The sequence below is a fragment of the Butyrivibrio sp. AE3006 genome (genome assembly GCF_000424165.1).
GTDB lineage: Bacteria > Bacillota > Clostridia > Lachnospirales > Lachnospiraceae > Butyrivibrio.
In genome coordinates, this window is sequence record NZ_AUJJ01000001.1 from 302903 (window position 1) to 327337 (window position 24435).

Sequence of the window (24435 nt, forward strand, 5' to 3'; positions counted from 1 at the left end):
GTAAAACTGCCTTCTGCCACAAATGCTGGCGCGCTTTCAGAAATCTCAGAGAATATCTCAACAATTTCCTGTATAGACATACTTCAGATTTTTTCCGGCGACATCAGCGAGATGGTAGATCAGGTCAACATCCGTGGCATCTCTGTCAGTCAGATTAAAGCGCGGGAAAAATCTGCTGATATGGAGAGGAATCTCTAATCCTTTTCCTGAGTTAAGTTCGCTGATCCAGGATGAGAGCTTATCGATTTCTTCATCAGTATCGTTAAAGCCGGGCACGATAAGTGTAGTTAGTTCAAGGTGGCAGGCAGGTGCGGACATTTCTATGAAGTCCATAACCATCTGCCTGTTACCCTTTAATATTTTTTCATAGTAATCATCTGTAAAGCCCTTGAGGTCAATGTTCATGGCATCGATATGAGGCAGCAGTTCATCGCATACCTTTTTTGATGCATCGCCGTTGGACACGAGGACGTTCAAAAGCCCGGATTCGTGGGCAAGCTTCGCAGTATCCCTCACAAATTCATAGCCCACAAGTGGCTCATTATAGGTAAAAGCAATGCCGATATTCCCTGAGTCTGTACAGGAGAGCGCAAGGGAAACAAGCTCAGAAGGCGTGCCATATCGTAAGGGAATGTCGGGGCGGGGAATAAAATTCTCGCTGTTTTCGCTTATGTGCTTGTCTGCATCATTTGAACTTGAGTTTTTATCTTCACCATCAAGAATTCTATTCACCGGAGATGTCATCTCATACCCATAAGAGATGCTGTGATTCTGGCAAAATGGGCAGCGAAGGTTGCAGCCATAGCTTCCAACTGACATGATATTGGAGCCGGGATGGAATCTGTTCAGGGGCTTTTTCTCTATTGGATCAAGAGCAATAGAAGTGATATAGCCATAATTGGCGCACACAATTTCGCCCTCCTTGCAAATCCTTGCACGGCACAGCCCAAGATTTCCTTCATTTAGATTGCAGTGATGATGACATACTTCACAAACCGGCATGGCAGCTCCTTGTAATAATATCGATTGTACATTAAAAAAATCGAATTTATCAGAGGCGATGTACATCCTCGAAGCGTTCAAGATGGATTTTTCAATAATCAAATATGCCTTACAATCTCGAAGCGTTCAAGATAGATTTTTCAATAATCAAATATGCCTTACAACTTCAAAGCGCTCAAGATAGATTTCTTCTCCTGCGGGAATTCCTGCTTTTTGACAAGCTATGTTAATCTGCTGATTTACGCTGTCAACGCCGTCAAGATTGGGAAGGAGAAGACCCCGCTTTGTTCCGCTGGTAACGATAACGCCGTATTTTTTTACATCCAAAAGGTCGGTGGATGAGATTGGTTCAGGAATGCCCATTACATCTACATTTATCTCAAGCCAGGGAAGCTCATCGGCGGTTATCATGTTGAATCTTGGATCAGCTGTACCTGCACTTATGGCATTTTGGAGAATTTCCTCAGCGACACAGTCGCAGGTCGCACTTATAGTTCCGATACATCCACGCAGAGCTCCGTTTTTATGAATAGAAACAAAGGCTCCTGCTTTGGTATTAAAAAGCTCATCAGGGAGATCCTTCCATTCATCACCTGTGAGGTCTTTTTTGTGAATTGTCTTACCACCAGTTACATAGCTCTCTAGAGAGTAGCGGGCAAGCTTAACATAAGGGTCAGAGGTTGCCTGTCTTTTTTGAAGTTCTTCAAGCTTTTCTTTTCTCCATATATCCAGGAAGTGTCTGCTCTCATCAAGGCCGCCAACTTCAAAGCGGCATATTCCATAACCAACACCGAAGGTTGCTTCATGCGAGAGCTTTTCTGCTTTTACAGACAGACCATCCAGAGCCCCTGCCATCATCACAAAGGAGCGGTGGCCGCACTCAGCAGCCTTTGAGCAGAAATCATCATCGAATTCAAAGAGCTTTTTAAAGTCGCCGCTTCCGCAAACATCCATGATTCGCTCATCATATTCAGGACCTTCCTTAGCAAAGCCGTAAGGGCCGTCTTCTTTCATTTTGTGGGACAGATCGCCGCTTGCGATATAGACAACTTTTCTTCCGGTTTCCTTTATTGCCTGCTGAATGATCTGACCCATCTGATAGTGGAGAGCCAGTGGCAGACCGGAGAGACCGATTCTTATGATTTTAAAATCCTGGTATTTTTTGCAAATATAATATAGAGGAATCAGGGTTCCGTGATCGAGATTGGGATCGCGCTCGCCCATGGTGCCTGCCGGGAATTCAGATGGCGCAGTGCCACCGTGACCTTCTCTTTTTGATTTTGACGAAGCATTGCCATTTTCATCATCTGCATTGGTAGCGTTTTGCCCTGTTACATCAGGATCGCCATCCTCAGCTGAGCTATTATGGCTTAGTGCATCAGGACCGCCATCCTCAGCTATTCTGCATATCGCATCCACAAGCTCAGTGTCATATTCTGCATCAAAAGATACTTCCCCTGCCTGGAATCTGGACATATCTCCGTAAGCAGACTCACCGGGTGAAATATGAAAATAGTCAGCATACATCACACTGTGCGGGCTTGAGATGATGATTGTCTCAGGCTTAAGCTCAGCGATTTCATCAGCTACTTTTTCATATGCAGCAGTTGTAGCACTTATTTTTTTCTCCTCGCCGTTTCCGACTTCAGGAAGCATGATTGGTGGATGTGGAACCATGAAAGCACCTAGAATTGGCATAATTATTTTCCCCCATAATATTTATGAATCTAACGAATAGTGTGTGGTGAATAGTTCGTGGCTATCAACGAGTAGTGCGTGGTTATTGTTGAATAGTTCGTGGCTATTAACGAGTAGTGCATGGTTGTTGATAAATGATATTTCGCTTTCTATTATATATTATTCCGCGCTCCATAGTAAGCTGTAAAAGTGAGTGGACAATTCTAATGTGTACTAGACAGTTGTGGGATATATGGTTGATGGAGCTTGCTCTATCCCAGATTTGTACGGGTGTTTTCTGCGATAGTGTTTTATGGAAAACGTTTTTTGCTATGTATTGAGGTTAATGTGTGATAATATTTTTAAATGGAAAGTTAGTAATTAGAATAATCACCAAGGCAAGATCAGGAAAGCTGACCAGCGCATTGGGTATGAAGAATTCAGTACGTTTGATACCAGAGAGGGCAAGAGGTGGCTGCGCCACTATTTTGAGGAAAATAGTAGATTTCTCTGCGCAGTCACAGGTAATGAGATTGCTCAAAAGAGTTTTCACGCCACTATTTTGGGGAAAAAAGGAATTTTCTCTGCTTGAAAACGGTTCAGGAGAGTATTAAAGGGAATTCCGCGCCACTATTTTGAGGAAAATAGGAAATTTCTCTGCGCGAGAACTGTTCAGTTTTATTACAATTGGATAATTGTCAGCTGCATTTAGGATGCATTACGTGGATGAAGTGGTAATTACTATTTATCCCCGTAAGAGAAGCAGGAAATATGGACCAGATTACGTGGATGAAACAGAAAAACGCTATTCATCCCCGTAGGAAAGAGCGGAAAAATGGCTTAGATAACGTGGATGAAACAGAGAAACACTATCTATCCCCGTAAGTAAGGCAGGGAACAAAAGGAGGATATGGAAATGTTCAGGAAAAATCAATTTGCGGCAGGGGCAGCCGCAATGGCTTTAATAATAGCAACAGCTACAGGTTGCGCAGGGAAAAGTGGACCTGATAATACAGATAAGTCAGTAGCAACAGAAGCAGACCAGGCAGCGCCGGAAAATCAGGAGACAACTGAAGCTGACAATCAGGAGACAACCGAAGCTGACATTCAGGAAATAGCCGAAGCTGACAATCAGGAGGCAACCGAAGCTGACAATCAGGAGGCAACCAAAGCTGACAGTCAGGAAACAACCGAAGCTGATAGTCAGGAGACAACTGAGACGTCAGAACAGGCAATAGATAGCCGGAAGGCATCAGAACCGGACCGGGCAGCAGCCATTTCCCAAATGGATGAAATTAACTCACAGCGCGCTCTTAATGTAATAGATGACAAGTACAGAACCACTTATGAGATATTCGTATATTCATTCTATGACAGTGACGGGGATGGCATAGGTGACCTTCAGGGAGTAATTGATAAGCTGGACTATGTGAATGATGGTAATGATGCCACAGAAACAGACCTTGGCTGCAATATGATCTGGCTGATGCCGGTTTGTCCATCACCTACTTATCATAAATATGACGTGACAGATTACTGTGATATCGACCCACAGTATGGCACGATCGACGACTACAAAAAACTCCTCGAGGAAGCCCACAGCCGCGGAATAAAAGTCATCAACGACATGGTTATGAACCACACATCTTCTCAGCATCCCTGGTTCAAGGAGGCTGTTGATTATCTGAAAAACCTTCCTGATGGAACAGAACCTGATACTGCAGAGTGTCCTTATTACGGCTACTACAATTTCTCAAAGGAAGAGCAGACAGGCTATACAAGAATAAGCGGAACAGAATGGTTCTATGAGTCCAGGTTCTGGTCAGAAATGCCTGATCTTAATCTTGATAACGAAGCTGTTCAGAAGGAATTTGCTGATATCGCTAAGTTCTGGCTTGACCTTGGCTGCGATGGCTTCAGAATGGATGCGGTTACTTCTTATACCACAGATAACACAGGTAAAAGCACAGACGAGCTCAAAGTATTCTGTGACGCTGTTTATGCTGAGAATCCTGATGCTTACATAGTAGGCGAAGCCTGGGCCAACTCCTCTGAGTATTCCCAGTATTATGGAAGCGGAATTGATTCACTCTTTGACTTTGATTTCTCAGGAAGCGAAGGCAAGATTGTGAAATGCGCCAAGGGCAAGATGGCTCCCGCCAAATTCTTTGAAGAGCTTGTAAAAGAAGATGAGCTCTATTCAGGAATAAGTGAGACCTACGTCAACGCACCTTTCTATACAAATCACGATATGGCCAGAAGTGCAGGCTACTATGTGGGAAAAGGCGCATCGGATTCGATTAAGCTTGCCGGTGCTCTGAACCTCATGATGAATGGTAATGCCTTTATCTACTACGGCGAAGAGATTGGTATGAAGGGCTCAGGAAAAGATGAGAATAAGCGAGCTCCTATGCAGTGGACTATGGACCAGACAGCAGATGGAATGTGCAAGGGACCTTCTGATATGGAAAAAATCGAGATGACTAACGGCAGTTTAGAAGATCAGGAAAAAGATCCCTATTCTATCTATAACTACTATAGAAATGCAGTCAGACTAAGGAATATGTTCCCTGAAATCGCTCGCGGTAAAATAACAATACTCGATAAGCTTTCCACTGATGATTTTGGTGTATGCATGAAGGAAGCTGATGATAAAATACTAATCGCATTGAATAATTCAAATGAGACGGTGACAGAAGACCTCTCTTTAGATGAGAGAACAGACGGGTTCAGGACTCTTTCAGGCCTCTTACTTACAGGAGAGGAAACAGCCGCTTTAGAAGGAGATAACTTAACACTTCCGGCTCACGGGATTGCAATTATAACGGTCAGGTAATTTCACATGTCGTTATCTATATACCGATATGTATTTGGCACACCAAACATGTAAATAAGAATACAACCAAAAGGGGAAAGACAGATCTCAATGTCTTTCCCCTTCTTTATACATCAGAGGATGGAAGATGGTCATCATTCCGGTCCAGCTGACTATTCTTGTTATTATTATTCCGACAAGCGCCCCGCAGCTGTCGATCACGACGTCCTTTTTGGATGGTGATCTGCCATCAATGAAGCTCTGGTGATATTCATCAAGACAGGCATAACCAGCGCATATCATCCCTGCCACAATTACAAGAGGAATGCCGCGTAGTCCGTACACATAAAGCGGAAAAGCTACCGTTATTGCCAATATCAGGTACTCCGTAAAGTGAGCGGCTTTCCTTATATAATGCTGATATTCTTCACTCATCTGTCTGATCCTTGTGAGGGACCAGCCCTTATCCAGCACATCATTTGTAACTGTCAGCACCTCAACGCCCACTTTATAGCTAAGAGCCGAGCTGTTATCTGCAGTCTGATCTGAAAAGTTGAAAATCACTATCATCATTACGACTGCCGGTACAAATGACAGCGGCTTTAATACAAATCTAAGCGTTTGTTTTATATATAAAAGAAAATACTTCATTATTAAATCCCCAAATCAAAACTCTTATTTCATACATACAGTGCAATCAAAAATCTTATTCACAAATATGTTAGCAACAAGTATAGCGCAAAAACACTATGTCTAGCAAATTTTTCAAGGAATGTTAAATAAGACTTGTATAAAATCATATAAAGTGATACTGTTGAAAATGGTGATTAAATTATGATTTATTTATGAGAGGTAGTTATTTAAAATGAAAACCGGTCTTTGTCGTACATTTTTAGTGGCTGCATGCTGTGCTTTGTTTATGCCTGCGTCTTACAGCGTAAGCGCATCTTCTTATGAAAATGCTTTTGATACAGCTTCTATAGATGATTCTATCGATGAGATTTCACTGGAAAATTATATCGAGTCTCTGCCTGCAGGGGATATGCCTGTTGTTAAAGAGCCTCAGGTGGATGAGATAGAGATTTCTGAAGAAGAATTTGATGAATTGATGAATGCCGGTTTCGAATTGAAACCAGTATATTCAGGAAGCTCAGATAATAACAGCTTTTATTATAAACAGCTTACTGAAATTGATAAGATTTATTACGATGGAATACTCGAACTTTGCAGACAAAACAAAAGTCCTATCACTGGCGAATTTAGCACTGATAAAGCAGGCGATGCAGTACTTTTTTATTCGGGGATAAAAAGCCTTGAAAGACCAGACTGGTCAACAATTATTCACGCTTTATGGTATGATCATCCGGAAGAACTGGAGACCATACTTTTTTCGCAAAAATACAGCACTGTTACAGCCTACTCCGGAGGGGTGTCGCATTATAGTTTTTATATGTACAATACACCTGGTTCAAATTATACAGGTAATCAGGTTGCTCAGATGGAGTCTGACCTCAAGCGTGCATGTAACTCCTTATACAACAGTTTAAGTCTTTCCGGCGAGGATGCTTCTAAGGAACTTGCAATTCATGATGCCCTTATTGATGCTGTTGAATATAACTATGATGAAACAAATAAATATCTAAAATATACCGCGTATGGTGCACTTGTTGAAAAACTGCCTGTGTGCCAGGGATACGCCACAGCATTTAAAATGCTTATGGACAAAGCCGGAATAGAGACTCACGTTGTTTCTGGAGTTACTGGTTCCGGTGAAGGACATGCCTGGAATGTTGTTAAACTTGGCAGCGATTATTATGAAGTTGATACAACATGGGATGATGGTAATTATAATAATAGTTACCCATATAATTACCTGCTGACGCACCAGTACTTTAATTGTACTACAGATACTTTTGCACACTATAACTATTCCATTCCGGGATTTAATAATGCTCTTTCCAAACATCTGAGGAATAGTAAACATATGGGATATCTTAATCCTCCTTTGGCTAATGGAACCAGGTATTCATACAATAATATTAAAAAGGCCTACAGAGTAGATTTTGATGGGGTTAAGAAAGGTGCATATTATTATCTTCCTTACAGATACACTTATACTTACGAGGGCAAAATTGTCGAAATGCCTAAGAATATGTCATTAAGTAGATGTTCCTTTAATAACTGGTATACGGAAAAGGACGGAGGAACAGTTGTAACAGCTAATACAATTATTAATTCTGATATAACTGTTTATGCTCACTGGAATGGTGGAGATAATGTAGAGGATGCTGTAACGGATCAGTCAGATTTACGTACAGTTACCCTACATTATAATTATGATAATAAGACAGAGATAAAGAAGATTGCTAAAGGAAGTACAATCGGGGAGCTTCCGACTCTTTACAGATATGGCTACGACTTAAGCGGTTGGACAAATTCAATAAGTGGAGGAAGTGTAGTTGATAAAAATACAGTTGTAAGTGCGAATCTGGATATTTATGCCCAGTGGAAGCCTGTTGAGGTAAGTGCATATTTTTATAAAGATGATGGAAGCAAAACTGTTAGAAGTACAAATTTTGGAAAAACCTATGGCGATGCTATGAGGCTGGCTTCCGATTATACTAAAGCGGGGCATACGTTAGTCGGATGGTATAAAAGCTTTGATTCTGATGAAGCTATTTCTCCTGATACAGTCATAGATTCAACAAAACCTTTGTATTTTTATGCACATTGGAAAAAGAATACATATACCGTAACCTATGACGCCAATGGAGGAGCCTATAAAAATGGTCAAACCTCCGATAAGCAGAATTCAGAGTATGATACCTACATTACCGTGGGAACCCATGAAAAGCCTTCAAAAAGTGGATATAGCTTTACCGGTTGGAATACTTCAAAAGATGCAACAAGTGGTCTCACAAGTTATAAAGTAACCGGTGATACGACTTTGTATGCAATCTGGAAAAAAACATGTGTAGTGACCCTGCGCTACAATTATGATGATAAGACTGAGAATATTGCGTTTGGTGAAGGCACATATTACACATTGCCCAAGCCTGAAAGATATGGATACAGTTTCGTTGGTTGGAGAAGAGATGGGGATACCGGATCTTCTTATACATCAGGTATAAGGATTTATAAGGATACAGATTTTTATGCAGTATGGAGTCCTAAAAAGGTTTACCTCCATTTTAATTCTACAATAGGAACGCCATCATATCAGTCAATTAGCGTGAATTTTGGAAGTACCTTTGGAGAAGCTTTTGACAGGGTCACAAAACCTTCCAAGGCAGGCTATAAGTTTGAAGGATGGACTGACACAGCAATTAATGATAATGAAAATGTGCTGTCCCGCAATACAGTCATTGATAGTATAGATTCATACAATTTCTATGCTAAATTCACTCAGAGTAATTGTACGATCACCTTGCACTATGATTACGATGAAAAGACTGAGGAAATCAAGGTTGTTGAAGGCACATATTACGAATTACCAAAGCCTGAAAGATATGGATTTACTTTCGTTGGCTGGAGAGAAGGAGAGAGCGAATCTTATATACTTGGTACAACAATTAGAAAAGATACGGATTTTTATGCTAAGTGGAGTCAAAAGCAAGTAAATCTCTATTTCTTTTCTTCAACAGGCACACCGTCATTACAGACCTTGACGGTAGCATTGGGAAGTACTTTTGGAGAAGCCTTTGACAAAGTAACTGAGCCTGCTTTGACCGGTTATAAATTTGAAGGCTGGACAGCAAGCTACAATTCAGATGAGACCTTTAGCCGTGATAGTGTTTTCGATAAAGAGGAAAGATACTATTTCTACTCAAAATTAACGCAAACACCTAAAGAGTCAGAAGAGACAGAAGAATCCAAAGAGATAGGAGAATCCAAAGAAACAGAAGGCTCTAAAGGAACAGAGGAATCTAAGGAGAAGGAGGATAAAGGTCACGAAGGCCATGAAGAAAGCAGAAGGACATATACTGTTTCATATGATGCACTGGGAGGACACTTTAGTGATGGAAGAGAAACAAGGTATACACAGGTAGAAGATGGTACAATTATAGACTTGGCCTCACAGGAGGTTCCTGTAAGGGATGGTTCTGAGTTCATCGGATGGACCAGGGATTTGAGTACAAATGGATTGTCCACACACGTATATACAAATAATTACATACATCTGTATGCTGTCTGGAAGGTAATAGAGGAAGATCCTGAGCAGGAGACCGGTAAGTCCGGTGGCAATGGAACCGGAGAAAATCCTGCCGCAGCTGAGCCTGATAATCTGAAATATTATGACATTGTAGATGATTACAGTGAAGCTGATAACCTTCCTGAGGATGGCATAGTAGTGCAGGGCGGCAATGAATATGAGCTTTCAGAGTCAGGTACCGCGACCATAACGGCAGCTACAAATAAGAATTCTGCTTCTGTTAATACAGGAGAATATGTTTCTTATGGAAACAACAGCTTTAGAATCACAAGGATCAACAAAAACGCCTATAAGAACAATAAGAAGCTTAAGAAAGCAACAATAGGATCAAACATCGAGAGCATAGGCGAAAAAGCTTTTAATGGATGCAAAAAACTTTCCAATATTACTGTATATGGTAATAACCTTAAGAGCATCGGTAAGGGTAGCTTTAAGGGGATAAAAAACGGAGCCAAGATCACTATCGTATGTAAAGATAAGAAGGCTTACAATAAGCTTGTGAGGTTGTTCAAAAAGGCAGGCGCAAAGAAGGCGAAGTTTAAGTTTAAGAAGGGCTGAGATGCCCTTCTTATTCTTTATTTCTATTATAAAAAGGACATTTTTGTTCTGGAAACCCATGTGCACAAATATGTCAGCAACCTGCATTTCATAAAACTATTAATTGAACAATTTGCCATCTTCACTTTTTTATCTCTTATGTTATAATTCATTGAGATAAAGTGTTCCAAGGGATTTTTCTTTGAATTTAGGAAACATTTTCGACTAAATGCGAGGGGGCGGTTACATGTTTGAAGGAAAAGACGGCGAAAACAGTGTAGAGGATATTTTAGCCAGATACAAGGACGATGTGGCAACACTTGCACCTTACATTGACTGGCTTAAGGAACACACCAAGCAGCAGGTGGCAGAGAGCTATTCCAACAGCGAATTGTCCAATTCTATGCCATTTCCTGTTTATGATTCGACGCTTCTTAGTTTCGTCAAGCAGGCTCAGCAGACCGGTATGATGAATCGCAATTATCACTATGTGTATTCAAGAAATCATATCACCAATTATAAGGATGAGCTTAAGTTCATTGAGAATGCTGAGATAACCGATATGGACGATCTTGCGGGACTGCTTTCCAGATACATTCTGGAGGGAATGACCAAGGGTACTGTTTGGGCAGAGGGTGTTTACACCGGAGTCCTGTACGCACTGGTTTTTAAAATGGATGATCTGATTCATTTTTGGGGAACGATGTCTTACTAATTAACGGGAGCTTTTGAATGAGTGAGAAGTCTGCTCAGAAAAGAAAATACATTCTGAAAAAAGCCCGTGAGGTATTTTCAGAAAAGGGATTTAAGAACGTCACCATGAAGGATGTCGTGGAAGCTTGTGACATCAGCCGTGGAGGCCTTTATCTCTATTTCTCATCCACTGAGGAGATTTTCCTTGCCGTACTGTCTGATGAACCCGATGATGACGATGATGAAGCTATCTCAAAAGCGCTCACAGGAGACGCTACTGCCGGCGATATGCTGGCTCTTTTCTTGAAAGAGCAGAAAAAGGAGATTCTTCGCAAGAAGAGTCTTGTTCTTGCTTCTTATGAATATTTCGCAGAAAAAGATATAACAGCTGGAGACAATCCGCTTCGCAAACAGTTCGAAGCCGGTATCCAGATTGTTCAGACATTAATTGAAAATGGTGTTCGTGCAGGTGAATTCATCTGTGCTGATCCCTATGGATGTGCCCGCAATCTCATGTATGTGGTTGAGGGTCTTAAAGTTTCCGCTAAAACTATCGGTGTTAGCGAGGCCGCGGTTGACCGTGAGCTTTTGTATATATTGGAGGGCTTAATGCCCGGTGGTAATTGATGCTTCGAGATTTTTCTTGAGGCATTTCTTTTATACATTTTTAAAACTGGAGCTGGTTACAGTTAGCGACCGTATTTTGGTCCGTTACTGTATCCGTATCCGAACGGACTAAGTTAATTATAGACTGGCGTTAATATAGGAGGAGATTTATGAGCAAAGTCAGACGAATCTATGTTGAAAAGAAGGCACCCTATGCCGGAAAGGCAAAGGAACTTAAGAGCGAGATCAAAAGCTATCTCGGTATTAAGAGCGTGTCCAAGGTAAGGGAATTCATCCGCTATGATGTGGAGAATGTTTCCGATGAGGTCTTTGAAAAGGCATGCACCACAGTTTTTTCTGAGCCCCCTGTTGATATCCTTTATCGTGAGGAGATCGAGATTCCGGAAGGAGCAAAAGTATTCAGCGTTGAGGCACTTCCCGGACAGTTCGACCAGAGAGCTGACTCTGCTGTTCAGTGCGTTCGCTTTATAAAGGGTGACGAGGAGCCTGTTATCCGCACTGCAGTTACATATATGCTTATCGGCGATATCACAGATGCTGAGCTTAAGCAGATTCAGGATTACACCATGAACCCTGTTGATTCCAGAATCGCAGATGAAGCAAAGCCCGAGACACTTGTGGATGTATTTGATGAGCCTGAGGATGTAAAGATTCTTGATGGCTTTAAGGATATGGCTGAGGATGAGCTTAAAAAGCTCTACGAGTCATTCGGTCTTGCCATGACCTTCAACGATTTCAAGTGGATTCAGCAGTACTTCCATAATGATGAAAAGCGCGATCCTTCAATGACAGAGATTCGCGTTCTTGATACATACTGGTCTGACCATTGCCGTCATACAACCTTCGGCACAGAGCTTAAGAGTGTAAGCTTCGACGAGGGCTTTTATCAGGCGCCTATCAAGGCTTCCTATGATAAGTATCTTAGCGCAAGAGAGGATGTTTACGCAGATCCCGCAAAGCGCAGCGAGAAGTTCATTTCACTTATGGACATCGCTCTTATGGGTATGAAGAAGCTGAAAAAAGATGGTAAGCTCACAGACATGGAAGAGTCTGAGGAGAACAATGCCTGCACAGTAGTTGTTCCTGTAGATGTTGACTACGGTAACGGCCCTGTAAAAGAGAACTGGCTTGTATTTTTCAAAAACGAAACTCACAACCATCCTACTGAGATCGAGCCCTTCGGTGGCGCTGCTACATGTCTTGGCGGTGCTATCAGAGATCCCCTTTCAGGAAGAGGTTATGTATATCAGGCAATGCGTGTAACAGGTGCGGCTGATCCCACAGTTCCCGTTGCTGATACTCTTAACGGTAAGCTTTCACAGAAGAAGCTTGTTCGCGGCGCAGCAGCAGGTTATTCAAGCTATGGTAACCAGATTGGTCTTGCAACAGGCTATGTAAAAGAAGTTTATCATCCCGACTACGCTGCAAAGCGTATGGAGATCGGTGCGGTTATGGGTGCTGCTCCTCAGGAACACGTAATCCGTGAGAGCTCAGATCCCGGAGATATCATCGTTCTTCTTGGCGGACGTACAGGACGTGATGGCTGCGGCGGTGCTACAGGTTCATCCAAGGCTCATACAGCAGATTCAATCCTTACCTGCGGCGCAGAGGTTCAGAAGGGTAATGCTCCTACAGAGCGTAAATTGCAGAGACTTTTCAGAAGACCTGAGGTTTCTGAGCTTATTAAGAAGTGTAACGACTTTGGTGCCGGCGGCGTATCCGTTGCTATCGGTGAGCTGGCAGACGGTCTCGATGTTGATCTTGATAAGGTTCCGAAGAAGTACGCAGGTCTTGATGGAACAGAGCTTGCAATCTCTGAGTCACAGGAGAGAATGGCAGTTGTTGTTGATCCTTCTCAGGTTGATAAGTTCCTTGAGTACGCAGCAGAAGAGAACCTTGAAGCAGTTAAGGTTGCAGTTGTTACAGAGGAGCCCAGACTTGTCCTTAAGTGGAGAGGTAAGAAAATCGTAGATATCAAGCGTTCTTTCCTTGATACCAACGGAGCTCACCAGGAGACAGAAGTTGAAGTTCTCATTCCCTCCAAGGAAGATAACTATTTAGATAAAATCGCAAGTGAGGGTGCAGCCAAGGCCCTTGCAGAGAATGATGTTAAAAAGGCATGGCTTGCCGAGATGGAAGATTTGAATGTCTGCTCACAGAAGGGCCTTGTTGAGATGTTCGATTCATCTATCGGTGCAGGCACAGTTACAATGCCATACGGCGGAAAATATCAGCTGACAGAGACACAGGCTATGGTTGCAAAACTTCCTGTTCTTGGCGGCAAGACAGATACAGTTACAATGATGGCTTACGGCTTTGATCCTTATCTTTCAAAGTGGAGCCCTTATCACGGCGCAGCTTACGCAGTAACAGAGTCAGTTGCAAGAATCGTGGCTACTGGTGGTGACTACAAGAACCTCCACCTTACATTCCAGGAGTACTTCCAGAGAATGACAGCTGACAAGACCAGATGGAGTCAGCCTCTCACAGCACTTCTTGGATCCTTTGAAGCTCAGCTGAGATTCGGTATCGCTTCAATCGGCGGTAAGGATTCAATGTCAGGCTCCTTCTTCTACGAAGGTGATGAAAAGAGAGCATCAGGCGAGATCAACGTTCCGCCTACACTTGTTTCCTTCGCAGTAGATGTTGCAAAGGGTAAGGATGTAATCACACCTGAGCTGAAGGCAGCAGGAGATATGCTCATCGAGCTTCCTATCGACAGAGATGAGTTTGACCTTCCTGATTATGAAAAGGTTATGGCTCGCTATGATGAGATCCACGACCTCATGCAGAAGGGCTATGTAAAAGCAGCTTACGCTATCGACTGCTACGGCGTCGCAGCAGCAATCAGCCGCATGGCATTTGGTAACGGCTTTGGTGTAAAAATCGCAGGCTGTGTAAAGAATGAAGACCTCTTCACCAACAGAATCGGTAACATCCTTCTTGAGGTTCCTGCAGATAAGGCAGGCGATGTACTTGCTCTCAGAGAAGCAAGAGAGATCGGTGTTGTAACAGATGATGGCAAGTTCACTATTGGCGATGTAGTGATCTCTGAAGAGGATGCACTTGCAAACTGGAAGAACAAGCTTGAAAAAGTATTTCCTTCAGTTGCACCTGTTTCCGAGGATGATACAGATAGCGCAGATAAAAAGAGCATCTTTGATGACGGCGCACTTACAAAAGAATACAAGGCTTCCGAGGTTTATGTATGCAAGAACAAGGTTGCAAAGCCTACAGTCTTCATACCTGTATTCCCCGGCAGTAACTGTGAATACGATTCAGCTCAGGCTTTTGAGAGAGCAGGCGCTGATACAATAGTTAAGATTTTCAGAAACAGAAACGCACAGGACATCGTAGAGTCTGTTGCTGAGTTCAAGAAGTCAATCGAACAGGCACAGATCATCATGTTCCCCGGCGGCTTCTCTGCAGGTGATGAGCCTGACGGAAGTGCTAAGTTCTTTGCAACAGCCTTCCAGAACGAGAGCATCAAGGAAGCAGTTAACGACCTTCTTCAGAACAGAGACGGTCTTGCACTTGGTATCTGTAACGGATTCCAGGCTATGATCAAGCTTGGCCTTGTACCTAACGGCGAAGTTACCGGTCAGACACCGGATAGTCCTACACTTACCTTCAATACAATCGGACGCCATATCTCAACCATGGCTTACCTCAAGGTTGTAAGTAACAAGTCACCCTGGATGCAGGGCGCTGAGCTTGGCGGTGTTTACACCAATCCCGCTTCACACGGTGAGGGACGTTTCGTAGCACCTACAGACGTTCTTAAGAAGCTCTTTGAGAACGGACAGATTGCAACTCAGTACTGCGATCCCGATGGACAGGTACATCTTGATAACCTTTGGAACATCAACGGTTCTTACATGGCTGTTGAAGGTATCACATCACCGGACGGAAGATGTCTTGGTAAGATGTGTCACTCAGAGCGTCGCGGCGACGGCGTAGCAGTAAATATCTTCGGTGAGCAGGATATGAAGATATTTGAGAGTGGTGTGAAGTACTACAAATAAGACCCTCATCCGTCAGACTTCGTCTGACACCTTCCCCCAGAGGGGGAAGGCAGATGAGAAAAGCCTTCCCTCAGAGGGGAAAAGCAGATGAGAAAAGCTTTCCCTCAGAGGGGGAAGGCAGATGAGAAAAGCCTTCCCTCAGAGGGGGAAAGCAGATGAGAAAAGCCTTCTCCCCCTGGGAGAAGGTGGCGCGTAGCGCCGGATGAGGGCTAATTATAGGAGGAGCGAATGAAAGCATTTTTGATTTTGGAGGATGGCACTGTTTTTAAGGGGCATGCCATAGGCGCCAAAAAGGAAGTTATAAGCGAGATCGTTTTTAACACTTCCATGGCAGGCTATACTGAAGTATTTACAGATCCATCCTATGCAGGACAGGCTGTCTGCATGACTTATCCGCTTATCGGTAATTACGGCGTGTGTAAAGACGACATGGAGTCAGAGCGAATCTGGCTTGACGGCGTGATAGTAAGAGAACTGTCCGATGTTGCATCTAATTTCAGATGTGATGAGACAATTCAGGAATTCCTTGAAGAATATGACATTCCCGGAATTGAGAGAATAGACACCAGGAAACTTGTTCGCATCCTTCGTGAAAAAGGAACAATGAACGGCATGATCACCACTAATGAGAACTACAACGTGGACGAGATCATCCCGAAGCTCAAGGCATATAACACAGGTAAGGTTGTTGAGAAGGTATCCTGCAAAGAGAAAAAGTTCATCGCAGGAAGCAAAGACCTCAGTGATAACGGACCTCTTTCAGGAAGCGCTGTTTTCAAAAAAGAAGACTTTGAGGCATCACTTAAGGGTGACCTTTCCAAGAGAGAAAAGCGTCCCAGCCTTGTAAGAGAGCTTAACGGAAAAGGACTAAAGGTTGCACTTCTTGATGTGGGTGCAAAGGACAATATCGCAGCATCCCTTGCAGCAAGAGGATGCGACGTTACAGTTTATCCTCAGGATACAACCGCTGAGGAGATTCTTAAGGATAAGCCCGATGGAATCATGCTTAGTAACGGCCCCGGTGATCCCAAGGAGTGCACGGGAGTCATTGAACAGATCAAGAAGCTTTACGCATCAGATGTGCCGATTTTTGCAATCTGCCTTGGACATCAGCTTATGGCCCTTGCTACAGGTGCTGATACCTACAAGATGAAATACGGACACCGCGGCGGTAATCATCCCGTTAAGGATCTTGAAACCGGAAGAGTTTACATATCATCACAGAACCACGGTTATGTTGTAAATACAGATACGCTTGATAAGAGCATCGCTGTACCGGCCTTCGTCAATGTAAATGACGGAACTAACGAAGGTCTTAAATATGTGGGCAAAAATATTTTCACAGTTCAGTTCCATCCGGAAGCCTGCTGCGGCCCCCAGGACAGCGGATATTTGTTTGATAGGTTTATTGATATGATGCGCAAATAAAAGCCTTCTCCCTTAGAGGGAGAAGGTGGCGCGTAGCGCCGGATGAGGGTAAATATTTTTGGAAAGGATATAACATGCCAAAGAATAAAGATGTGAAAAAAGTTTTGGTTATAGGTTCGGGACCGATTGTAATCGGACAGGCAGCGGAGTTCGACTATGCAGGAACTCAGGCCTGCCGTTCCCTTAAGGAGGAGGGCATTGAGGTTGTCCTTGTTAACTCCAACCCTGCAACCATTATGACAGATAAAGATATCGCTGATGAGGTTTATATCGAGCCCCTCACAGTGAAAGTACTTGAGCAGATCATTGAAAAGGAAAAGCCCGACAGCGTGCTTCCTACCCTTGGTGGACAGGCAGGACTTAACCTTGGTATGGAACTTGCAGAATCAGGATTCCTTGCATCACACGGAGTAAAGCTTCTTGGTACAACAGCAGAGACCATCAAGAAAGCTGAGGACCGCCAGGAATTCAAGGATACCATGGAGAAGATCGGCGAGCCCTGTGCAGCATCTCTTGTAGTACATAACGTAGATGACGGTGTAGCTTTTGCAGAAAAAATCGGATACCCTGTAGTTCTTCGTCCTGCATTTACTCTTGGCGGATCAGGCGGCGGTATCGCTCACAACAGATTAGAGTGTGAGGAAATCCTTGAAAACGGACTCAGACTTTCAAGAGCAAACGAGGTTCTTGTTGAGCGCTGCATCGCAGGCTGGAAGGAAATAGAGTACGAGGTAATGCGAGACAGTGCAGGTAACTGCATCACAGTCTGCAACATGGAGAACATCGACCCTGTCGGAGTTCACACCGGTGACAGTATCGTAGTTGCACCTTCTCAGACACTTACCGATAAAGAGTATCAGATGCTAAGAAGCGCAGCTCTTAACATCATCGACGAGCTGCAGATCACAGGTGGATGTAACGTACAGTTTGCGCTTCATCCCACAAGTTTTGAGTACTGTGTAATCGAGGTTAACCCCAGAGTTAGCCGTTCATCAGCTCTTGCATCTAAGGCAACAGGTTATCCCATTGCCAAGGTTGCAGCAAAGATAGCCCTGGGCTATACCCTTGATGAGATCAAGAATGCCATCACAGGAAAGACCTACGCAAGCTTTGAGCCCACACTGGATTACTGTGTAGTGAAGTTCCCGAGACTTCCTTTTGATAAATTCATTACAGCTAAGCGTACCCTTACAACTCAGATGAAGGCTACCGGTGAGGTAATGAGTATCTGCACCAATTTTGAAGGTGCAATGATGAAGGCAATCCGTTCACTGGAGCAGCATGTGGACTGCCTTACAAGCTACGATTTTTCAGATCTTGATGATGATGAATTAAAAGATCGTCTTACAGTTGTGGATGACCAGAGAATATGGGTTATCGCTGAGGCACTTCGCCGCGGCATGAGCCATGATGAGATCCACGAGATCACAATGATCGACCACTGGTTCATCGACAAGATCCACACACTGGTAAAGATGGAGCTTAAGCTTTTAAGACTCGGTGAAAAGAGCACCATAGCAAGACATAAGGTCTCTGAAGAAAACGTACCTGAATTCGAAGAAGCTAAGAAGATCATAAGCTATGACACTCTTCTTAAGGCTAAGAGACTTGAGTATCCGGATAAAGTAATAAGCAGACTTACAAGATTCTCGGTAGAGACCATCAAAGGTCTTAGAGATTTCTATGGAATTAAGGCTGCCTACAAGCTGGTTGATACCTGCGCCGCAGAGTTCGCAGCTGAGACTCCTTACTACTACTCAGTTTACGGAGACAGTGATGAGGAGAATGAAGCAGCAGGAGAGGGATCAGGCAAAAAGAAGATCCTGGTTCTCGGTTCAGGCCCTATCAGAATCGGTCAGGGTATCGAGTTCGACTATTGCTCAGTTCATGCTACATGGGCTTTTGAAAAAGAAGGCTATGAGACCATCATCATCAACAACAACCCTGAGACAGTTTCAACTGACTTTGATATAGCAGATAAGCTTTACTTTGAGCCTCTTACACCTGAGGATGTCGAGAATATAGTAAGACTTGAAAAGCCCGACGGAGCTGTGGTTCAGTTCGGCGGACAGACAGCAATCAAGCTCACTCAGGACCTTATGAAAATGGGTGTTAAGATCTACGGAACCAAAGCAGAGGATGTTGATGCTGCTGAGGATAGAGAGATCTTTGACAGAATCCTTGAAGAGACAGGAATTAAACGCGCAGAGGGTGCTACTGTTTACACCGCGGAGGAAGCAAAGGAAGTAGCTAACAGACTTGGCTATCCCGTACTTGTAAGACCTTCATACGTACTTGGCGGACAGGGCATGCAGATAGCACTTTCCGATCAGGAGATCGAAGAGTTCATTAACATCATCAACAGAATTGCTCAGGATCACCCCATCCTGGTAGATAAATATCTTCAGGGTGTTGAGACTGAAGTTGATGCGGTTTGCGACGGAGAGAACATCGTTATCCCCGGTATCATGGAGCATATCGAGAGATCAGGTATTCACTCAGGTGACTCAATCTCTGTTTATCCTGCGCAGTCACTTTCCGATAAGGTTAAGCAGACTATCGCTGATTATACAGAGAGACTTGCAAAGGCTCTTCATGTAATCGGACTTATAAATGTACAGTTTATAGCAGTGGGAGATGAGGTTTACATCATCGAGGCTAACCCCAGATCATCAAGAACTGTTCCTTACATCAGTAAGGTTACAGGTATTCCGATTGTAGATCTGGCAGCGCAGGTAATGATGGGCAAAAAGCTCACAGACCTTGGCTACACACCGGGACTTCAGCCTGAAGCTGAGCACATCGCCATCAAGATGCCGGTATTCTCCTTTGAAAAGATCAGAGGAGCGGAGATAAGCCTTGGACCTGAGATGAAGAGTACAGGTGAGTGTCTTGGTATTAGCAAATCCTACAGTGAAGCTCTTTATAAGGCTTTCCTTGGAGCAGGCATAAAGCTTCCCAAGCATAAGCAGATGATCATCACCGTTAAGGATTCTGATAAGGGTGAAGTAATTGATATAGCAAGACGCTTTGAAAAGCTTGGCTATATAATTTACGCTACACGTTCCACAGCAGATACCCTTAATGAGAATGGAGTAAAAGCCCGTAAGGTCAACCGTATCAGTCAGGAATCACCTACAGTCATCGACCTTATCCTTGGACACAGAATAGACCTTGTAATCGACACACCTACTCAGGGACGAGACAAGACCCGTGACGGATTCCTGATCCGCCGCACAGCAATCGAGACAGGCGTTAATGTAATTACAGCCCTTGATACAGCAAGAGCACTTGTAACAAGCTTGGAGGATGCATATAAAGAAGACACTTTAGAGCTTGTAGATATTGCAAAGATATAATGAAATGAGAAGCAGCAGCGATGAACTTCGCTGCTGCTTTTTCAGATTTATTCTCATTCACCAAATTCTTCGATGGAAGCTGCTATTTCATCCAAACTAATTTTAAGCTTACCATCATAGATAGCAACAGGCGCTTCCCCTTTAAGAGGCATTATTTCAGGAATAAAATCCTCATCCATAAAGTTATATTTTATCAGGCACTTTTTATGCGGATCAATTATCCAATATTCACGCACACCTGCTTCCTCATATTTTGCAAGCTTGATTGTCATATCCTTTTTTCTGGTGGATTTTGAAAGTATTTCCACAAGAAAGTCCGGGGCACCATATACGCCAAAAACCTTTATTTTACTTCTGTCACAGATAACCAGAACATCGGGCTGAACCATAGTCTTATCGTCGCAGTCTATCTGTACATCAACTGGTGCAGAAAATGCCTTACACTTTCCTTTGTTTTTCTTAATGAAATCAGCTATGGCGGAATGAATTACATAGGAGATATCCTGGTGAACAATTCTAGGTGATGGCATGTCATAGAACACTCCATCAATAAGCTCAACTCTCTGCTCATCAGGAAGAGCATAGTAGTCTTCAAGAGTAAATTCTCCCTGTTTCTTATAGGGACTTCCATATTTTATACCTTCGGGTGTGGGCTGCCTTAAAGTATTGTCGCCATTTGTTGTTTCATCAGAGCTAAAAGCAGGAGTTCCCTCCATCAGCATGGAGCTATTAGTATTTTGTAGATCAAATAAAGTATCGCCGGTATTTCCGCTAAATCCTGACGAACCATACTCATAAGCTTTGCCCTGATAAGTAGCTTCATTGCCTGAAAGAACCCGTTCTATAGCATCCAAAGTAGCCTTACGAGGATTCTTGGTTTTGCCTGTAAAAATCTTCTGGAGTGTGATAGATGGCACTCCTGTATATTCTGAGAGTTGGCTATAGCTGTATCCCCTGGTTTCCTTAATCTCACGCATCTGTTTTATGGTCATTTGGTTCCTCCTGGAAATGTTGCGATATAAATATCAATAATATACAATAGTTTTATATATTATAGCATCCTATTATATACAAAGCAAATGGAGACTGCAAATTGCAGTCTCCATTTTTAAATGACCCTTTCAGCACATGTTTAAAGTATTACTTAGTAACCTTCAATCCGTTGTCTCTCTTACCTTTAAGAAGTTTGGTGTAAGAGGAGAGCACTTTCTTAGGTACCTTGAAGGTTGCACCCTTCTTTAATTTTCACATGAGATTTTCATCATAGATGGCTCTCTGACCACCTACATATTTGGGCCTGTGACGGGCACAGATTATAGGCGCTGCGCCAATCTTACGAAGAGAGATGCGCATGGGTACTACGACGCTGTGCATGTGCATTCCTATCATGGTACCGCCAATATCAATTCCTGCATCTGCCTTGTAGTTAAGGCTTTCAACAAGAACCGGATCATCGAATCTCTGATAGCATACTGTTCCCAGGGCACCGCCTGCGTGATTTGGCTGAGGGATGGCATTTACCTGCTCAAAGTCATATTTTTCCATAGTCTTTCGCTCAACTACAAGAGCTCTGTTTAGATGCTCGCAGCACTGGGCAGCTGCATATATTCCGTGTTCTTTAAGTACGGGGATTATTCCGTCATATACGGCATTTGCCACATCCACGTTTGTGGCGGTACCGATCTGATCGCCAAGGACTTCGCTGGATGAGCAACCGATGACAAAAATGGAACCTTTCTTAAGGTTAGCTGCTTCAAGTATTTCTGTAACTGCCTGTCTGCTCTGGGCTGTAATTTCTTCAAAATTCATGATGTTTTTCCTTTTTTATTGTGATGTTCCTACTGAAGTGATGTAGTATTATAGAAGTTGTGTAGGTTAGGTAATAATATATTCCAAAATTGGTATTATAAACATAACCAAATCAAACTAATTTAATATAACCAGATGGAGGAGCGTATGAGAGCGTATGCGGATATGCACTGCGATACTTTGATGAAAGCCTTTTTTGAAGGGGAGGAGAGGCTCTTTGAGGGTCAGGGAATGCAGAGCATTTCAAATATGATCAAGGCAGGTCAGCTGCTGCAATTTTTTGCTGTGTTTTTTATACCGGAGCTTGATGAGGAGACTAAAAAGCAGGCGGGATTTACCAGAGAGATTCCCTCTGATGATGAGTATTACAGCGAGCTTAAAAGCATTCTCTATTCACAGGTAGAGAAGCATTCAGATTCAATAGCGATTGCATTAAGTGCAGATGATGTCAGGAAAAACAAGGCAGCAGGCAAAGCATCAGCCATGCTTACCCTGGAGGATGGAAGATTTTTAAACGGAAGTCTTGATAAGCTAAGAAGTGTCTATGACGACGGCGTTCGTGCCATCGGACTTACCTGGAACGGTGAGAACTGTCTTGGATATCCCAACTCTGCAGATAAGAGCATTATGGAAAAGGGGCTTAAAACCTTTGGCTTTGAAGCAGTGGAAGAGATGAACAGACTTGGCATTCTTGTGGACGTATCACATTTATCGGACGGCGGATTCTTTGACGTTGCAAAGACCTGCAAAAAGCCCTTTATAGCATCTCACTCGAGCTGCAGAGTGCTGACAGACCATCAAAGAAATCTGACTGATGAAATGATAAAAATCATAGCCTCAAAGGGAGGCGTAGCAGGAGTTAATTTTGCACCGGAGTTTGTAAATATAGGAGATGAGGATCCCAAGTCCAGAGCTGAATTTATCGCATCTCACGTGCTTCATATGTACAAGATAGGCGGTGAAGATATCATAGCTCTTGGAACGGATTTTGACGGGATACACGGCGACATCGAGATAAAGCATCCTGAGGAAATGGAGCTTTTATTTGATATTCTTTCAAAGAAGGGGCTGTCTTCCTCAGTTCTTGATAAGTTTGCTAGCGAAAATGTAATGAGAGTACTGGAGAGCATCTGATGGTAAAAATAGATTTGGTAACAGGTTTTCTCGGATCAGGGAAAACTACTTTCATAAGGGAATATGCCAGGTATATTCTTAATAAGGGTGAGAAAATCTGCATCATAGAAAATGACTACGGCGCAGTGAATGTAGATATGGTGCTGCTTCAGGACCTTTATGGAGATAACTGCAATCTGGAGATGATAGTGGGCGGCGATGGAAAAGAGGCTCACAGAAGGCGCTTTAGAACCAAGCTAATCTCCATGGGTATGAGCGGCTACGACAGAGTGATAATCGAGCCTTCGGGAATCTATGACGTGGATGAATTCTTTGACGTACTCTACGATGAACCCCTTGATAGATGGTATGAGATTGGCAACGTTATCTCTATCGTGGATGCTAAGAGTGTAAGCGAGCTTTCTGGTGTATCAAGATATCTGTTCATGTCTGAGATCGCCAGCGCAGGGAAAATAGTTCTCAGTAAGCTTTCACAGGATACTGATGCCCAAAATGTCATGGGCAAAATAAATGAGATCATGGCTGAGTTTGGACTTGGATGCTCCGGTAAATCCAAAGCTCCTGCTAATGAGTCTATAGGCGATAAGGACGAATTTTGGTTTTCGCCGGAAAAACACTTCATTGCTAAAAGCTTTTCTGACCTGACAGATTCTGATTTTGAAAACATAGAAAAAGCCGGATACAGACACGCCTCCTATGTAAAGCTTCCTATAGAAGATGAGCAGTATAATCCTCTGTTTTATTTTGATGTGGCGATGCCTGAGGATAAGCTTAGAGAAACAGCTACATCTCTGTTTAAGGATGAAAAGGCAGGACACGTAATCAGAATAAAGGGCTTTGTAAAAACCGGTGAGAACTCTCAGGCAGAGCTTAATGCCACTGAAAAAGAGCTTAGCATTACACCCATTGTCAGCAGCAAAAATGTTCTTATTATCATAGGAGAAGGACTGAATAAAGCCTACATAAATGATATTTTTAAGGACTATTGTTCTCAGGTGTCACTTTGACTAAAATTATAAATAAATAATGTGTTTTATAGGCAAATTTTCAACTCAAAATACATATTGATAATTAGATATATAAAAAATCATGAAAAATAGATCTTGTCAAGTACGG

The 24435-nt window shown here is 43.0% G+C and carries 15 protein-coding genes; 10 read left to right on the forward strand and 5 right to left on the reverse strand.

All coding sequences use genetic code 11. The annotated features are described in order from the left end of the window. Nucleotides 1-57: 57 nt before the first annotated feature. Both G603_RS0101135 and amrA read right to left on the reverse strand, forming a co-directional pair. The gene (locus G603_RS0101135; protein WP_026669050.1) at nt 58-1002 is read right to left on the reverse strand and encodes a radical SAM protein; all 945 of its coding nucleotides are present in this window, start codon (nt 1000-1002) and stop codon (nt 58-60) included. A gap of 147 nt (nt 1003-1149) precedes the next feature. Further along, nucleotides 1150-2700 carry an AmmeMemoRadiSam system protein A gene (gene amrA / locus G603_RS0101140; RefSeq protein ID WP_026669051.1) on the reverse strand — a complete coding sequence of 517 codons (1551 nt, stop codon included), beginning with the start codon at nt 2698-2700 and terminating at the stop codon, nt 1150-1152. A gap of 329 nt (nt 2701-3029) precedes the next feature. On the opposite strand from amrA, the gene G603_RS0101145 reads away from it, so the two are divergent. Both G603_RS0101145 and G603_RS0101155 read left to right on the forward strand, forming a co-directional pair. After that, nucleotides 3030-3293, forward strand: a complete 264-nt coding sequence (locus G603_RS0101145) for a hypothetical protein (protein ID WP_026669052.1) — start codon at nt 3030-3032, stop codon at nt 3291-3293. 302 nt (nt 3294-3595) lie between these two features. Beyond that, nucleotides 3596-5515 carry an alpha-amylase family glycosyl hydrolase gene (locus tag G603_RS0101155; protein WP_026669053.1) on the forward strand — a complete coding sequence of 640 codons (1920 nt, stop codon included), beginning with the start codon at nt 3596-3598 and terminating at the stop codon, nt 5513-5515. Nucleotides 5516-5602: 87 nt separating this feature from the next. Here G603_RS0101155 and G603_RS0101160 read toward each other — a convergent pair whose 3' ends face one another. After that, nucleotides 5603-6145 carry a VanZ family protein gene (locus tag G603_RS0101160; protein ID WP_026669054.1) on the reverse strand — a complete coding sequence of 181 codons (543 nt, stop codon included), beginning with the start codon at nt 6143-6145 and terminating at the stop codon, nt 5603-5605. A 214-nt stretch (nt 6146-6359) separates the two neighbouring features. On the opposite strand from G603_RS0101160, the gene G603_RS0101165 reads away from it, so the two are divergent. The 6 genes from G603_RS0101165 to carB all read left to right on the forward strand — a co-directional run bounded on the left by G603_RS0101165 (nt 6360) and on the right by carB (nt 20376). After that, entirely contained in the window at nt 6360-10265 is a 3906-nt protein-coding gene (locus tag G603_RS0101165) for an InlB B-repeat-containing protein (RefSeq protein ID WP_026669055.1), read from the forward strand. A gap of 226 nt (nt 10266-10491) precedes the next feature. Continuing rightward, on the forward strand, nt 10492-10959 hold the full coding sequence (locus G603_RS0101170) for a hypothetical protein (protein ID WP_026669056.1): 468 nt from the start codon (nt 10492-10494) through the stop codon (nt 10957-10959). Between the two features lie 17 nt (nt 10960-10976). After that, on the forward strand, nt 10977-11564 hold the full coding sequence (locus G603_RS0101175) for a TetR/AcrR family transcriptional regulator (protein WP_026669057.1): 588 nt from the start codon (nt 10977-10979) through the stop codon (nt 11562-11564). Between the two features lie 149 nt (nt 11565-11713). Beyond that, entirely contained in the window at nt 11714-15589 is a 3876-nt protein-coding gene (locus tag G603_RS0101180) for a phosphoribosylformylglycinamidine synthase (protein WP_026669058.1), read from the forward strand. Between the two features lie 228 nt (nt 15590-15817). Then, nucleotides 15818-17017, forward strand: a complete 1200-nt coding sequence (locus G603_RS0101185; protein ID WP_026525472.1) for a carbamoyl phosphate synthase small subunit — start codon at nt 15818-15820, stop codon at nt 17015-17017. A 74-nt stretch (nt 17018-17091) separates the two neighbouring features. Then, nucleotides 17092-20376, forward strand: coding sequence for a carbamoyl-phosphate synthase large subunit (gene carB / locus G603_RS0101190; protein ID WP_026525471.1), 3285 nt, complete (start codon nt 17092-17094; stop codon nt 20374-20376). A gap of 53 nt (nt 20377-20429) precedes the next feature. On the opposite strand, the gene G603_RS0101195 is transcribed toward carB, so the two are convergent. Next, complete coding sequence (locus tag G603_RS0101195; RefSeq protein ID WP_035791533.1) at nt 20430-21368, reverse strand: Uma2 family endonuclease; 939 nt, start codon at nt 21366-21368, stop codon at nt 20430-20432. Between the two features lie 253 nt (nt 21369-21621). Next, nucleotides 21622-22185, reverse strand: coding sequence for a TIGR01440 family protein (locus G603_RS0101200; RefSeq protein WP_026525469.1), 564 nt, complete (start codon nt 22183-22185; stop codon nt 21622-21624). Nucleotides 22186-22332: 147 nt separating this feature from the next. On the opposite strand from G603_RS0101200, the gene G603_RS0101205 reads away from it, so the two are divergent. Together G603_RS0101205 and G603_RS0101210 are read left to right on the forward strand one after the other, a co-directional pair. Continuing rightward, complete coding sequence (locus G603_RS0101205; RefSeq protein ID WP_026669060.1) at nt 22333-23319, forward strand: dipeptidase; 987 nt, start codon at nt 22333-22335, stop codon at nt 23317-23319. Next, on the forward strand, nt 23319-24326 hold the full coding sequence (locus tag G603_RS0101210; protein ID WP_026669061.1) for a GTP-binding protein: 1008 nt from the start codon (nt 23319-23321) through the stop codon (nt 24324-24326). Before G603_RS0101205 ends, G603_RS0101210 begins: the two co-directional genes overlap by 1 nt. Nucleotides 24327-24435 lie beyond the last annotated feature (109 nt).